This window comes from Streptomyces sp. NWU339 (assembly GCF_003143855.1).
GTDB lineage: Bacteria > Actinomycetota > Actinomycetes > Streptomycetales > Streptomycetaceae > Streptomyces.
In genome coordinates this window covers 307,280-322,088 of sequence record NZ_QFRK01000003.1, presented here as the reverse complement: position 1 = coordinate 322,088, position 14,809 = coordinate 307,280, and the positions used below count along the sequence as shown (strand labels likewise).

Genomic DNA, 14,809 nt, shown 5'->3' with positions numbered 1-14,809 from the left:
AGGGGCGGGTCACCACTTTCCGGGAAGACCGACGAGATCCGCTGAGGAAATACCGGCCGGAGGTTCGGACGGGGGCACGGACCCCGCTCCCCTCCAGATCTTCCGGGTCTTCCGGGTCTTCCGGATCCAGGTCCCCAGGGTCCGGGTCTCCCGGGCCGCGCCCGGGGCATACGCTGAACATATGAGCAGCAGCAGCGGACATCTCCACGTCGCGGGCCTTCCCCACTGGGACCGCTGCGCGGTCATGGGCGTGGTGAACGTGACCCCCGACTCCTTCTCCGACGGTGGCCGCTGGTTCGACACGACGACCGCCGTCAAGCGCGGCCTCGACCTGGTTGCCCAGGGCGCCGACCTGATAGACGTCGGCGGCGAGTCCACCCGCCCCGGCGCCACCCGCGTCGACGAGGCCGAGGAACTCAAGCGCGTCATCCCCGTGGTCCGCGGCCTCGCCGCCGAGGGCGTCACGATCTCCGTCGACACCATGCGCGCCTCGGTCGCCGAACAGTCCCTCACGGCCGGCGCCGCGCTCGTCAACGACGTGAGCGGCGGTCTCGCCGACCCCGACATGCTCCGCGTCGTCGCCGCCGCCGGCGCCCCCTTCGTCGTCATGCACTGGCGCGGCCTGCTGGAGGGCGGCAACATCAGGGGCGCGTACGACGACATCGTCACCGAGGTCGTCGACGAGCTCCACGCGCGCGTGGCGGCGGTGCTGGAGAGCGGCGTCGCGGCCGACCGCGTGATCGTCGACCCCGGACTCGGCTTCTCCAAGGACACCGGCCACGACCTCGCCCTCCTCGCCCGGCTCGACCGCCTCCGGGCACTCGGTCACCCGCTGCTCGTGGCCGCGTCCCGCAAGCGGTTCCTCGGCCAGGTCCTGGCCGGGCCCGACGGCACGCCCCCGCCCGCCCGGGAACGTGACGCGGCCACCGCCGCCGTCTCCGCCCTCGCCGCGCAGGGCGGCGCCTGGGCGGTCCGCGTGCACGAGGTGCGCGCCACCGCGGACGCCGTACGGGTCGTACGCGCCGTCGAACAGGCGCGCACCCCGGACGGCACGCGCCCCGAGCCCGCCCCGCACGGTGCGGAAGGAACCCGGTGAGCGCGCCTCACACCGACGTCGAGCAGGTCGAGGCCACCAACGCCGCCTTCTACGAGGCACTCGAGCAGGGTGACTTCGAGGAGGTGTCGTCGCTCTGGCTCACCCCGGCCGACCTGGGCGTCGACGAGACTTACCACGACCCGGCGGACACCGGAGTGGTCTCCTGCGTGCACCCCGGCTGGCCGGTGCTCACGGGCCGCGGCGAGGTGCTCCGGTCGTACGCCCTGATCATGGCGAACACCGACTACATCCAGTTCTTCCTCACCGACGTGCACGTCTCCGTCACCGGCGACACCGCCCTGGTGACCTGCACCGAGAACATCCTCAGCGGCGGTCCCGCGCCGAAGGCGGGCGAGGAGCTCGGCCCCCTGGTCGGCCAGCTGGTCGTCGCCACCAACATCTACCGGCGTACCCCCGCGGGCTGGAAGCTCTGGTCCCACCACGCCTCCCCCGTCCTCGCCGAGAACGGTGAGGACGAACCCCCCGACGACACCGACACCCCGGACGACACCGACTCCCCCGCCTAGGATCCGTCCGGCAGCCGGTCACCACTCACGACCGGGGCCACCGGAAAGTGGTCGGAATCACGGCCGTGCGGGTAGGGGCCGCCACCGACCCGTGAGCCCCGGGCCTCCCGGGAGAACACAGGGTGAATCCTCCTGGTACCGGTCCGGACCGGCGCCCCCTCGGGGCCGGTCCTGCCGGTGCCCGCGGGTAGATTCGACCGGGGCAGGTGTGCCGCTCGCACGGCATCGGCCGGCGGACCGGCGAACTGACCGACTGACCGACTGACCGACTGACCGACTGACCGACTGACCGACTGACCGACTACAGGAGTGGATTCGCGTGGATCGTGTCGCGCTGCACGGCCTGAAGGCCCGTGGGCACCACGGTGTGTTCCCCAAGGAACGCGAGGAAGGCCAGACCTTCGTCGTCGACCTCGTCCTCGGCCTGGACACCCGACCGGCCGCGACCGACGACGACCTGGCGAAGACCGTGCACTACGGGATCGTGGCGGAGGAGGTCGTGGCGGTCGTCGAGGGCGAGCCGGTGAACCTCATCGAGACGCTCGCCGAGCGCATCGCCCGGGTCTGCCTCGAGCACGACGTGGTCCAGGAGGTCGAGGTCCGCGTCCACAAGCCGGACGCGCCGATCACCGTGCCCTTCGACGACGTGACCATCACCATCACCCGGAGCCGCGTATGACCAGGCCTTCCGCCCAGGGCCACACCGACCCGACCGTTCAGCCGGTCCCCGCCTCCGTGACGGAGCGGGTCGACGCCGCCGACAGCACCCTGCAGAACCCGAAGCAGGCCGTGATCGCCCTCGGCGCCAACCTCGGCAACCGGCTGGAGACCCTCCAGGGGGCCGTCGACGCCCTGGAGGACACCCCGGGCATCCGCGTCAAAGCGGTGTCCCCCGTGTACGAGACGGAGCCGTGGGGCGTCGAGCCCGGCAGCCAGCCCTCGTACTTCAACGCGGTCGTGGCCCTGAGGACCACCCTCCCCCCGTCCTCCCTGCTGGAGCGGGCGCACGCGATCGAGGAGGCCTTCCACCGGGTCCGCGACGAGCGCTGGGGTCCGCGCACCCTGGACGTGGACATCGTCGCCTACGCGGACCTCCTGTCCGACGACCCGCGGCTGACCCTTCCGCACCCCCGCGCCCACGAGCGCGCCTTCGTGCTGGCCCCCTGGCTCGACGTCGACCCCGAGGCCGTTCTCCCCGGACGCGGCCCCGTCGCCGCCCTGCTGGGCGCGGTCGGCCGAGAAGGCGTCCTGCCCCGGGCCGACCTGGAACTTCGGCTGCCCGAATAGCCGTTAAGGTCGACACGACCGCATTCCGGGGCACCGGGGGAACCGAAGGGACACCGTGAGAGAGCTGCGCATCAGGGTGCTGGCCGGCGTCTTCGTCGTGGCCGGGATCCTGTCCTGGGCCGTCGCCCGCCTCTGGAACTCCTTCGACACGCTGCCGAGCGTCCCGGTGGCCGCGCCCATCGTCCTCGCCCTGATCGCCGTGGTCCTCACGGCCACGGCGCTCTCTCTCCGCGCCCGTCTCAAGGCCCAGCGCGAGCGCCGTCCCGAAGCGAAGGGCGTCGACCCCATGATGGCGGCCCGCGCGGTCGTCTTCGGCCAGGCCAGCGCTCTGGTCGCCGCCCTGGTCGCCGGGATGTACGGCGGCACCGGCGTCTTCCTCCTGGAGTCCCTCGACATCCCGGCCCGCCGCGACCAGGCCATCTACGCCGGCGCCTCGGTCCTGGCGGGGATCGCCGTCATAGCGGCCGCCCTCTTCCTGGAGCGGGTCTGCAAGCTCCCGGAGGACGACGACGACCACCACAACGGCAGGGGCACGGCCCCGGCGGCCTGAGACGCATTCCAGGGTCCGGTTCCGGGGACCGCGGTCCCGGGAGCCGGGACCGTTCCCGCGCGGGTCCGTCCCCGGTCAGCGCGCCATGATCAGGCTCATCGCCTCGTTGCGCGTCGCCGCGTCCCGCAGCTGGCCGCGCACGGCCGACGTGAGGGTCTTCGCGCCGGGCTTGCGGATGCCCCGCATCGACATGCACATGTGCTCGCACTCCACGACCACGATCACTCCGCGCGGCTCCAATATCTCCATCAGGGAGTCCGCGATCTGGGTGGTGAGCCGTTCCTGCACCTGCGGTCGCCGGGCGTAGACGTCCACGAGCCGGGCCAGCTTCGACAGCCCCGTGATCTTGCCGCTGGTGGCCGGGATGTAGCCGACGTGGGCCACGCCGCGGAACGGCACCAGATGGTGCTCACACGTCGAGTACACCTCGATGTCCTTCACGAGCACCATCTCGTCGTGCCCGATGTCGAACGTGGTCGTCAACACGTCCTCGGGCTTCTGCCACAGGCCGGCGAATATCTCCTTGTACGCCCGTGCCACCCGGGCCGGTGTCTCCTGCAGCCCCTCCCGGTCGGGGTCCTCACCGACCGCGATCAGCAGCTCGCGTACGGCGTTCTCGGCTCGCTTCTCGTCGAACTCGCCGAAGGTGAAATCGCCGTCCAGCGTCACGGGGTCGGTCATGTGGTGCCTCGTTCCTGTGCCTGCGCGCGTCAGGGGTGCGCGTCCGACTGCGGATACACAAAAGCCGCGCCCCCCAGGCTAGAACCTGGGGGGCGCGGCGTTCATTCCGGGCCCGGCGGGGCCGCCGGGAGAGCCGGTCAGCTCTCGGGGCGGTCCTCCGGGGTCCGCTCGGGCGCCGGCGCGGGTTCCGCGGCGGTGCTCTTCACGGTGGAGATGGCCGGCGTCGCGCCGTTCGCCCCGTTCGTCAGTGCCAGCTCCTTGGGGGAGAGCACCGGCGGGCGGGTGGACGGCGTACGGCGGGAGGAACCGGTCCAGGCGGGCCTGGGCGGGCGCTTGACGATCGGCGCGAAGATCTCGGCGATCTCCTCCTTGCCCAGCGTCTCCCGCTCCAGGAGGGCGAGGACCAGGTTGTCGAGCACGTCGCGGTTCTCGACCAGGATCTCCCACGCCTCGTTGTGCGCGGTCTCGATGAGCTTCTTGACCTCTTCGTCGACCAGCGCGGCGATCTCCTCCGAGTAGTCGCGCTGGTGAGCCATCTCACGTCCGAGGAACGGTTCGGAGTTGTCGCCGCCGAACTTGATCGCGCCGAGACGCTCGGTCATGCCGTACTGCGTGACCATCGCGCGGGCCAGGCCGGTGGCCTTCTCGATGTCGTTGGCCGCACCGGTGGTCGGGTCGTGGAAGACGAGCTCCTCGGCCGCCCGGCCACCCAGCATGTAGGCCAGCTGGTCCAGCATCTCGTTGCGCGTGGTCGAGTACTTGTCCTCGTCCGGCAGCACCATCGTGTAGCCGAGGGCACGGCCTCTGGACAGGATCGTGATCTTGTGGACGGGATCGGAGTTCGGTGAGGCCGCCGCGACCAGGGCGTGTCCGCCCTCGTGGTACGCGGTGATCTTCTTCTCCTTGTCCGACATGATCCGGCTCCGCTTCTGCGGGCCCGCGACCACACGGTCGATCGCCTCGTCCAGCATGTGGTTGTCGACCAGCTTCTGATCGCTGCGCGCGGTCAGCAGCGCGGCCTCGTTCAGCACGTTGGCCAGGTCGGCACCGGTCATGCCGGGGGTACGGCGGGCGACGGCCGCCAGGTCGACGTCCGGGGCGACCGGCTTGCCCTTCTGGTGGACCTTGAGGATCTCCAGCCGGCCCTGCATGTCCGGGCGGTCGACCGCGATCTGGCGGTCGAAGCGGCCGGGGCGCAGGAGGGCCGGGTCGAGGATGTCCGGGCGGTTCGTGGCGGCGATGAGGATCACGCCGCCCTTGACGTCGAAGCCGTCCATCTCGACGAGGAGCTGGTTCAGGGTCTGCTCGCGCTCGTCGTGACCACCGCCGAGGCCGGCGCCGCGGTGGCGGCCGACCGCGTCGATCTCGTCGACGAAGACGATCGCCGGGGCGTTGGCCTTGGCCTGCTCGAACAGGTCACGGACCCGGGAGGCACCGACACCGACGAACATCTCGACGAAGTCGGAACCGGAGATCGAGTAGAAGGGGACTCCGGCCTCGCCCGCGACGGCACGCGCGAGCAGGGTCTTGCCGGTTCCGGGCGGGCCGTACAGCAGCACGCCCTTGGGGATCTTCGCCCCGACGGCCTGGAACTTCGCCGGCTCCTGCAGGAACTCCTTGATCTCGTGGAGTTCCTCGACCGCCTCGTCCGATCCCGCGACGTCGGCGAACGTCGTCTTCGGGGTGTCCTTGGTAATGAGCTTCGCCTTGGACTTGCCGAAGTTCATGACGCGGGAGCCGCCGCCCTGCATCTGATTCATCAGGAACAGGAAGACCACGACGATGAGGACGAAGGGCAGCAGCGACAGCAGAATGCTCACGAACGGGTTCTGCTTGGACGGCGAAACCGTGTAACCGTCCGGAATCTGCTTGTTCTGGTACTTGTCCTGCAGCGTGTTGGCGATGGTGACGCCCTGGTCACCGATGTAGCTCGCCTGGATCTTCGAGCTGTCCTTGATCTTCTCACCGGGCTTGAGCTCGACCTTGATGATCTGCTCGTCGCCGGTGGTCAGCTTGGCCGACTCGACTTTGTTCTGGTTGATCGCCTGGACCACCTGGCCGGTGTCCACCGTCTTGTAGCCGCCGGACGAGCCGACGACCTGCATCAACACGACCACGGCGAGGACGGCCAGCACGATCCACATGACCGGCCCACGGAAGTATCGCTTCACGTCCATCCATACGGAGCGGTGCCGCCCCGTCCCTCCTGCCATAGTGAGTTTGATAAAGACTGTTCTTCGGACGGTACCCCAGCATCGCCCGCCGAAGCTGCGTGGGACTGCTGGCAATCGCGTCCACGCATGCTCCAACGGAGCGGGACCCGCCGGGGTTCCCGATCACATACGGCGCTCCGGGCCGGGTGACTCAGCCGCCGTAGACGTGAGGCGCGAGCGTACCGACGAACGGGAGGTTGCGGTACTTCTCGGCGTAGTCGAGGCCATATCCGACGACGAACTCGTTGGGAATGTCGAAACCGACCCATTCCACATCGATGTTGACCTTGGCGGCCTCGGGCTTGCGCAGCAGTGTGCACACCTTGAGGGAGGCGGGCTCGCGCGAGCCGAGGTTCGAGATCAGCCACGACAGGGTCAGACCGGAGTCGATGATGTCCTCGACGATCAGGACGTGCTTGCCCTTGATGTCGGTGTCGAGATCCTTGAGGATCCGCACCACACCGGAGGACTGGGTGCCCGCCCCGTACGAGGATACGGCCATCCAGTCCATGGTGACGGGGGTGGACAGCGCTCGGGCGAGGTCGGCCATGACCATCACGGCGCCCTTGAGGACTCCGACGATCAGCAGTTCCTTGCCCGCGTACTCCGCGTCGATCTTCGCGGCCAGCTCAGCCAGCTTGGCGTCGATCTCTTCCTTGTTGATGAGCACCTTCTCGAGGTCGGCACCCATGTCTTTCGCGTCCACCCGCATCACTTTCGGTCGTCCCAGCGGCTGTCCCGTACCCTCCGCGGCGCTGCCGAGGGCACGCTTTTCAGCCTTGCCGAATCACCAGTCTGCCACCCTGGCGACGGGCGACGACCCGACCGGGCAGATTGATGGCCCCCTGGCCGCGCCAGCCGGTGATCAGCCGGTCGACCTCCTCGATGTGCCGGGCGAACAGCGAACCGGCCGGGGCTCCCGCGTCGATGGCGGCGCGGCGCAGCACACGGCGGCGCACGGCGGGCGGAAGGGCGTGGAGCCCGGCGCACTCCAGGCGGCCGTCCGCGTCGCGGACGCCGGCCTCGGCCCGGCCGGCCCAGGCGTCGAGGGCGTCGGCGTCGTCGCGGGAGAGCTGGGCCGTCCGGGCGAGCGCCTCGACGACGCCCTTGCCGAGCGCCTTCTCCAGGGCGGGCAGGCCCTCGTGGCGCAGCCGGGAACGGGTGTAGGTGGGGTCGGTGTTGTGCGGGTCGTCCCAGACGGGGAGGGACTGGACCAGGCAGGCCTTGCGGGCCGTCTGCCGGTCGAGCCGGAGGAACGGCCTGCGGTAACGGCCCGCGGCCCCCGAGACCGCGGCCATTCCGGACAGGGAGCGGATGCCGGAGCCGCGGGCGAGGCCCAGCAGGACGGTTTCCGCCTGGTCGTCGCGGGTGTGTCCGAGCAGGACGGCGGCGGCCCCGTGTCGTTCGGCCGCGGCGTCGAGGGCGGCGTAGCGGGCGTCGCGGGCGGCGGCCTCGGGGCCGCCCTCGCGGCCGACGCTGACGGCGACGGACTCCACGGGTGCGAGGCCCAGTTCGCGCAGGCGCAGGACCACTTCGGCGGCGCGCAGATCGGAGTCGGCCTGGAGGCCGTGGTCGACGGTGACGCCGCCGGCCCGCAGGCCCAGCCGTGGGGCCTCGAAGGCGAGGGCGGAGGCGAGGGCCATGGAGTCGGCGCCGCCGGAGCAGGCCACGAGCACGAGGGGGGACGCCTCTCGGTCGTGCGGGGGGTCGTGCGGGGACCGGCCGGGGGTGCGGCCGGCTTCGTCGGGGATTCGGCTGTGTTCGTCGAGGATGTCGTGGAGTACGCGGCGGACTGCCAGGCGTATCGCCGCGACCGCAGGATGGGGACCCATGTCCGGTTCCCTTCATGAAGTTGTCAGGGGGCGTGGGCTCGAGTCGGTCACTCAGAGTGTGTAAATGGTGACAGAGCCGGGCCATTACCCGAGCATTGCACGCCTACTCTTCGCTCACGGTCCCTCGGACGGGTGATTACAGGGTCATCCGCCTGCCGTCGGCCGGATCGGCTTCATGATGGACGCGCACCGACTTCACGGTGCCGGACGCGCGCCGGGTTCACGCTGGGCGCGCGCCGGGTTCAGGACTCGGGCTTGCGGTGCACACGCGTGATCCATTCCGCTGGTTTGGCGATCTCCGCCTTGGTGGGGAGGGTGTTGGGCGAGGTCCACACCCGGTTGAAGCCGTCCATGCCGACCTCGTCGACGACCGCGCGGACGAAACGTTCGCCGTCGCGGTACTGGCGGAGTTTGGCGTCCAGGCCGAGCAGTTTGCGCAGCGCCAGGTCCAGGCGGGAGGCGCCCTTCGCGCGGCGCTGCTGGAACTTCTCGCGGATCTCGGCGACGCTCGGCACGACCTCGGGGCCGACGCCGTCCATCACGAAGTCGGCGTGCCCCTCCAGCAGGGACATCACCGCCGTGAGGCGGCCGAGGATCTCCCGCTGGGCGGGGGTCTGCACGAGTTCGACCAGGGAGCGTCCCTCGTCGGCCGCCTCGCCCTCCTCGCCCTCGGGCCGGCCGCCGGCGAAGGACTGGACGGCCTGGCGGACGCGCTCCAGAACGGTCATCGGGTCGACGTCGGTCTCCGCCAGGAACGACTGGATCTCGCCCTCGAGATGGTCGCGCAGCCAGGGCACGGCGGAGAACTGGGTGCGGTGCGTCTCCTCGTGCAGGCACACCCACAGCCGGAAGTCGTGCGGGTGCACGTCGAGCTCGCGTTCGACGTGGACGATGTTGGGGGCTACGAGCAGCAGCCGGCCGCCGCCGTTCGGGGCGTCGGCGGGGCCACCGGCCGGCAGGTCGCGGGTGGCGGGGGCGAAGGTCTCGTACTGGCCGAGGACGCGTGAGGCCAGGAAGGACAGCAGCATGCCCAGTTCGACGCCGGTGACCTTGCCGCCGACGGTGCCCAGGAGCGCCCCTCCGGGGGAACTGCCACGCCGCTCCTGCATCTTGTCGAGCAGCGGTTTGAGGAGTTCGCGGAAACCGGCGACGTTGGCCCGCACCCAGCCCGGGCGGTCGACGACGAGGACCGGGGTGTCGTGGATCTCCTCGGTGCCCAGCCGGGTGAAGCCCCGGACGTGTTCCTCGGACGTCTTCGCGTGCCGGCGCAGTTCCGAGACGACGGCCCTGGCGTCGTCCCGGCTCACATCGGGGCCCGGCCGCATGAGCCGGGTCGCGGTCGCGACCGCGAGATCCCAGTCGACCATCCCGGAAGAGGCAGCACCACCGAAACTCGTCATGTTGCAACGGTACGTGAGTACGGCGGTGCGGGGCAGGGCGACGGGGCGGCCGTTCCGGCCGCCCCGCGGGTCACCGGCAGCCGCACGCCGCCAGGGCCGTGGCCGCCTTGTCCAGGGCCGTCTGGGCCGCCGTGGGGCTGCTGGTGCCGGTCGCCAGGAAGGCGAAGGCGAGCAGTCGGTCCTCTTTGTCGACGACGGTGCCCGCCAGGGCGTTGACGCCGGTGAGGGTGCCCGTCTTGGCGCGGACGAGGCCGGCCGCGCCGTCGGCGTAGCGGCCGGTGAGGGTGCCGGTGAAGCCCGCGACGGGCAGGCCGGTGAGGACGGACCGCAGCTCGGGATGGGCGGGGTCGCCGGACTTCACCAGCAGCGCGGTGAGGAGGTCGACGGTGAGCCGGTTGTCGCGGCTGAGTCCGCTGCCGTCCTTGAGCACGGCCCCTTCCAGGGGGACCCGGAGCTTCTCGAGCTGGGTGCGGAGGGCGGCGGCGGCGCCCGCGAAGTCGGCGCGTTCGCCGGTCGCGATCGCGGTCTGGCGGGCGAGGGCCTCGGCGAGGTCGTTGTCGCTGTTGGTGAGCATCCGTTCGACCAGGGCGGCGAGCGGGGGCGAGGACACCGTGGCGAGGGTGCCGGCGCGGGTCGTGGACTTCGACGGGCCGGGCGGCGTGGCCTTGATGCCGCGTTCCTTCAGGAACTCGCCGAACTTCCGCGCGGCGTCGGCCGCGGGGTCGGCGACGCGGTCCGCGGGGCCGCTGTCGGAGTCGTCGGCACGGGCCTCGTCGGCCATCAGGGGGACGACGGCGGCGAGGTTGGGGTTGACCCCGATCGGGTGCCTGTCGCCGCCCGCGTAGAGGGTGGTGTCGTAGGACAGGGTCACCTCGCGTACGCCGCGTTCGGCCAGGGCGGCGGCGGTCCGCTCGGCGAGGTCGCGCAGGCTCGCCGAGCCCGTGTCGTTCTTCTTCCGGGCGGTGAGGGTGGGGTCGCCGCCGCCGACGAGGATGACCTCTTTCGTGTCGGGTTCGAAGGTGGTGCGGGTGGTCAGGCGGTGGTCGGGGCCCAGGGTGGTGAGTACAGCCGCGGCGGTGACGATCTTCGTGGTGGAGGCGGGGGTGAGCGCGTCGCCGGAGCCGTGGGCGTACAGCTTTCTGCCGGTGGACACGTCGACCACGGCGGCGGAGTGGCGGCCGAGCTCCGGGGCCTTCAGCAGCGGGGTGAGGGTGCCGGCGAGGGCCTTGCCGCCGGGCGCCGACCGCACGGTGGTGGCGCCGTCGCCGAGACCGGTGAGCACGGAGGGGGCGCTGGGAGCCGCCCGGGGGCCACGGGGCGGCGTGCCGGCGTTGCCGCGGGTGCCGCCGTGATCTGTGCCACGCGCGGTCTCCATGGCCACGGCCCGGTCCCGCTCGGCCGTACGCTGACCTGTGGGGTCCCAGGGACCCGCGGCGGTCACCGCACCGGCGGCCAGTGCCATCCCGGTGGCGGCCGCGACCACGGTGAACCGCCAGGTCTTCGACCAGGTGCCCGGCCGGGCCACCGGCCGCGCGATCCGTGGTCCGGCGGCCGCGGCGACACGCGCCAGGCGCGGCCGTACGGTCGCCGCGGCCCGTGCGAGACGCGGTCGTACGGCGTCCGCGACCCGCACGACATGCGGTCTCGCGGCCCGCCAAGGCCTCAGCTCTGGCACGACCACCAGCCCCTTTCGCGATCACACACCTGCGTGAGGGACACTTAACCACCAGAACTATGTGCTGATCATGGAGGAGCCACCGGTGGAGTTCGACGTCACGATCGAGATCCCGAAGGGTTCGCGGAACAAGTACGAGGTGGACCACGAGACGGGTCGGATCCGCCTGGACCGTCGCCTCTTCACCTCGACCGCCTACCCGACCGACTACGGCTTCGTCGAGAACACCCTCGGCGAGGACGGCGACCCGCTGGACGCGCTGGTCATTCTCGACGAACCGACGTTCCCCGGCTGCCTGATCCGCTGCCGCGCGATCGGTATGTTCCGGATGACCGACGAGGCCGGCGGCGACGACAAGCTGCTGTGCGTCCCGTCGACGGACCCGCGCGTGGAGCACCTGCGCGACATCCACCACGTGTCGGAGTTCGACCGTCTGGAGATCCAGCACTTCTTCGAGGTCTACAAGGACCTGGAGCCGGGCAAGTCGGTGGAGGGCGCCAACTGGGTCGGCCGGACCGACGCCGAGATCGAGATCGAGCGGTCCTACAAGCGCTTCAAGGAGCAGGGCGGCCACTGAGCCCGTTCCCACGAGACGCGCGACGGGGCGCACGCGGACGCGTGCGCCCCGTCGCGCGTCTCCGTGCGCATACTGGCCTTTGGGGTATGTGGGTATGTGCACCGGGCCCCGACGGGGAGGCAAGGCCCACGGACGGCGTCGTACAGGGAGCACAGCGCAGGTGAGGGACACGGAGGAGCGCAAGCCGCAGTCGGACGAGGCGAGGAGTGCCTTCAGCGCTCCCGCCGGGCTGGCGGCTCCGGCCGACACGGAGTCGGCGGCGACGTCGGAGTTCGCCGTTCCGGAGGGACTGGAGTTCTCCCCGGTCGGCACGGAGGCCGAGACGACCTCCGAGTTCGCCCTCCCGGAAGGGCTGGAAACCGCCCCGCAGCCGACCGAGGTGGAGGGGTCGGCGTTCAACCCGCCGAGCACGTACAGCGCCCAGCAGGGGCGGGCGGCGTTCACCCCGCCCAGCGGGATGCCGCCCTTCGCCCTGCACCGGGACGTGCCCTGGCAGGACCGGATGCGCACGATGCTGCGCATGCCGGTGACCGAGCGGCCGGCACCGGAGCAGGTGCAGCGGCACGACGACACGGGGCCGGCCGTGCCGCGCGTACTCGACCTGACGCTGCGTATCGGGGAGTTGCTGCTGGCGGGCGGCGAGGGCGCGGAGGACGTGGAGGCGGCGATGTTCGCCGTCTGCCGCTCCTACGGCCTGGACCGCTGCGAACCGACCGTCACCTTCACCCTGCTGTCGATCTCCCATCAGCCGTCCCTGGTGGAGGACCCGGTGACCGCGTCGCGCACGGTGCGCCGTCGCGGCACCGACTACACCCGCCTCGCGGCCGTGTACCAGCTGGTGGACGACCTCAGTGACGACGAGACGCACATCTCCCTGGAGGAGGCCTACCGGCGCCTCGCGGAGATACGCCGCAACCGGCACCCCTACCCCGTCTGGGTGCTGAACGCGGCGAGCGGGCTGCTGGCGGGCTCGGCCTCGATGCTGGTGGGCGGTGGGTTCCTGGTGTTCGTCGCCGCCGCGGTCGGCGCGATGCTCGGCGACCGGCTGGCCTGGCTGTTCGCCGAGCGCGGGCTGCCGGAGTTCTACCAGTTCACGGCGGCCGCGATGCCGCCGGCCGCGATGGGTGTCGCGCTGACCCTGGCCCACGCGGACGTGAGGGCCTCGGCGGTGATCACGGGTGGGCTGTTCGCCCTGCTGCCCGGACGGGCCCTCGTGGCGGGTGTGCAGGACGGTCTGACCGGCTTCTACATCACCGCCTCCGCGCGGCTCCTGGAGGTCCTGTACTTCTTCGTGGGCATCGTGACCGGCGTGCTGGTGGTGCTCTACTTCGGGGTTCAGCTGGGCGCCCAGCTGAGCCCCGACGCGGCACTCGTCCTCACCGAGCGGCCGCTGTGGCAGATCGCCGCGTCGCTCGGGCTGTCGCTGGCCTTCGCGGTGCTGCTCCAGCAGGAGCGGTCCACGGTGCTGATGGTCACCCTCAACGGCGGGGTCGCCTGGGTGGTGTACGGCGCGATGTACTACGTGGGCGACATCTCACCGGTGGCCTCCACGGCCGTGGCGGCGGGGCTCGTGGGGCTGTTCGGGCAGTTGATGGCCCGGTACCAGTTCGCTTCGGCGCTGCCCTACACCACGGCGGCCATCGGGCCCCTGCTGCCCGGTTCCGCCACGTACTTCGGTCTGCTGGCGATCGCTCAGAACAAGGTGGACGCGGGGCTGGTGTCCCTCTCGAAAGCGGTGGCGCTCGCGCTGGCCATCGCGATCGGGGTGAACCTCGGTTCGGAGATCTCCCGGCTGTTCCTGCGGATCGGCTCCGCCGAGAAGCGCAGGGCGGCGAAGCGGACCCGCGGCTTCTGACGCCGGATGCCCGGGTCCTCGGGACCCGGGCATCCGGCGGTACTGCTCGGCGGGGCGGCTCAGTAGCCCCGGTTGTAGGGCTGCTGCTGGTTGTGGTCCGGACCGTGGCCCTGGGGGTGCCCCTGACCCTGGCCCTGACTCTGGGGGTACTGCTGGTCGAAGTACGGGTCGTAGCCGCCCTGGCCGTTGCCGTACGGCGGCTGGGGGCGCTGGGGCTGCGGGTTCTGCTGCTGCGGGTAGCCCTGGTTGCCGTAGGGCTGCTGGGGCTGCTGGGGTCGCTGCGGCGGCTGACCGGTCGGGGTGATGCGACGCAGCTGGGCCGTGGCGTCGTCCATGACCGGCGGCTGGGCGTACGGGGTCTGCCGGTCGTACTGGTCGTGCTGCGGGGCGGCCGGGTCCTCCGCGGCGGCGCGCTTCTTCTTGCCGCGTTCCCGCAGGTACTCGACGATGATCGGGACCACCGAGAGGAAGACGATCAGGATGAGGATCGACTCGACGTTGTTCTTGATGAAGGAGATCTGGCCCAGCCAGTAGCCGGCGACCGTGATGCCCACGCCCCAGGCGACGCCGCCGATGACGTTGTACGTGAGGAACGTGCGGTACTTCATGCGGCCGGCGCCGGCCGTGATGGGAGCGAAGGTGCGCACGATCGGCACGAAGCGGGCCAGGACGATCGCCTTGGGGCCGTACTTCTCCATGAACTCGTGGGCCTTCTCCAGGTTCTCCTGTTTGAAGAGCTTGGAGTTGGGACGGCTGAAGAGCTTCGGCCCGAAGAACTTGCCGATCATGTAGCCGACCTGGTCGCCCAGGACGGCGGCGAGCACGATCAGCGTGCACACCAGCCACAGCGGCTGGCTGATGTAGCTGCCCTCGGCCACGAAGAGGCCCGCCGTGAACAGCAGGGAGTCACCGGGCAGGAACGCGAAGAATCCGGACTCGGCGAAGACGATCAGCAGGATGCCGGGAAGGCTGAAGGTCTCGATCAGATAGTCCGGGCTCAGCCACTCGGGGCCGAGCGCAAGGGTGGTCACGGGATTGTGGCTCCTGCTGCTTGAGGGGGACGGGCGAGGCTGGCTGCCAAAACTTATCAACGCAGTCGTCCCGGCCCAGGTTCCA

General features: G+C 70.9%; 14 protein-coding genes. 7 read left to right on the top strand and 7 right to left on the bottom strand.

The genetic code is table 11. The features are described from left to right. Window positions 1-181 precede the first annotated feature (181 nt). The 5 genes from folP (at window position 182) to DIZ27_RS06290 (ending at window position 3,460) form a co-directional block, all read left to right on the top strand. Window positions 182-1,096, top strand: coding sequence for a dihydropteroate synthase (folP, locus tag DIZ27_RS06310; RefSeq protein ID WP_109377274.1), 915 nt, complete (start codon window positions 182-184; stop codon window positions 1,094-1,096). After that, complete coding sequence (locus DIZ27_RS06305; protein ID WP_109377273.1) at window positions 1,093-1,623, top strand: nuclear transport factor 2 family protein; 531 nt, start codon at window positions 1,093-1,095, stop codon at window positions 1,621-1,623. Before folP ends, DIZ27_RS06305 begins: the two co-directional genes overlap by 4 nt. Window positions 1,624-1,942: 319 nt before the next feature. Next, window positions 1,943-2,302: a dihydroneopterin aldolase gene (gene folB, locus DIZ27_RS06300; protein WP_109377272.1), complete on the top strand. Its 360-nt coding sequence runs from the start codon at window positions 1,943-1,945 to the stop codon at window positions 2,300-2,302. Then, a complete protein-coding gene (folK, locus tag DIZ27_RS06295; protein ID WP_109377271.1) occupies window positions 2,299-2,910 on the top strand; it encodes a 2-amino-4-hydroxy-6-hydroxymethyldihydropteridine diphosphokinase in 612 nt (203 codons plus the stop codon). The genes folB and folK overlap by 4 nt, the downstream gene beginning before the upstream one ends. Window positions 2,911-2,965: 55 nt before the next feature. Continuing rightward, on the top strand, window positions 2,966-3,460 hold the full coding sequence (locus DIZ27_RS06290; protein WP_109377270.1) for a DUF3180 domain-containing protein: 495 nt from the start codon (window positions 2,966-2,968) through the stop codon (window positions 3,458-3,460). A 75-nt stretch (window positions 3,461-3,535) separates the two neighbouring features. Here DIZ27_RS06290 and folE read toward each other — a convergent pair whose 3' ends face one another. From folE to dacB, 6 genes are all read right to left on the bottom strand, one after another. Then, complete coding sequence (gene folE, locus DIZ27_RS06285; RefSeq protein ID WP_109377269.1) at window positions 3,536-4,141, bottom strand: GTP cyclohydrolase I FolE; 606 nt, start codon at window positions 4,139-4,141, stop codon at window positions 3,536-3,538. 137 nt (window positions 4,142-4,278) lie between these two features. Beyond that, a complete protein-coding gene (gene ftsH, locus DIZ27_RS06280) occupies window positions 4,279-6,318 on the bottom strand; it encodes an ATP-dependent zinc metalloprotease FtsH (protein ID WP_109377268.1) in 2,040 nt (679 codons plus the stop codon). Between the two features lie 187 nt (window positions 6,319-6,505). Next, window positions 6,506-7,066, bottom strand: coding sequence for a hypoxanthine phosphoribosyltransferase (gene hpt / locus DIZ27_RS06275; protein WP_109377267.1), 561 nt, complete (start codon window positions 7,064-7,066; stop codon window positions 6,506-6,508). A 61-nt stretch (window positions 7,067-7,127) separates the two neighbouring features. Beyond that, entirely contained in the window at window positions 7,128-8,186 is a 1,059-nt protein-coding gene (tilS, locus tag DIZ27_RS06270) for a tRNA lysidine(34) synthetase TilS (protein ID WP_109377266.1), read from the bottom strand. A gap of 242 nt (window positions 8,187-8,428) precedes the next feature. Beyond that, window positions 8,429-9,586 (bottom strand): zinc-dependent metalloprotease, encoded by a 1,158-nt coding sequence (locus DIZ27_RS06265; protein WP_109377265.1) that lies wholly within the window; start codon window positions 9,584-9,586, stop codon window positions 8,429-8,431. 70 nt (window positions 9,587-9,656) lie between these two features. Next, window positions 9,657-11,219, bottom strand: coding sequence for a D-alanyl-D-alanine carboxypeptidase/D-alanyl-D-alanine-endopeptidase (gene dacB, locus DIZ27_RS06260; protein ID WP_109377264.1), 1,563 nt, complete (start codon window positions 11,217-11,219; stop codon window positions 9,657-9,659). Between the two features lie 127 nt (window positions 11,220-11,346). On the opposite strand from dacB, the gene DIZ27_RS06255 reads away from it, so the two are divergent. Both DIZ27_RS06255 and DIZ27_RS06250 read left to right on the top strand, forming a co-directional pair. After that, window positions 11,347-11,838: an inorganic diphosphatase gene (locus tag DIZ27_RS06255; RefSeq protein WP_064731883.1), complete on the top strand. Its 492-nt coding sequence runs from the start codon at window positions 11,347-11,349 to the stop codon at window positions 11,836-11,838. Window positions 11,839-11,998: 160 nt separating this feature from the next. Further along, window positions 11,999-13,693, top strand: coding sequence for a threonine/serine exporter ThrE family protein (locus DIZ27_RS06250; RefSeq protein WP_109377263.1), 1,695 nt, complete (start codon window positions 11,999-12,001; stop codon window positions 13,691-13,693). 59 nt (window positions 13,694-13,752) lie between these two features. Here DIZ27_RS06250 and DIZ27_RS06245 read toward each other — a convergent pair whose 3' ends face one another. Then, the gene (locus DIZ27_RS06245; RefSeq protein ID WP_109377262.1) at window positions 13,753-14,724 is read right to left on the bottom strand and encodes a DedA family protein; all 972 of its coding nucleotides are present in this window, start codon (window positions 14,722-14,724) and stop codon (window positions 13,753-13,755) included. Window positions 14,725-14,809: the final 85 nt, after the last annotated feature.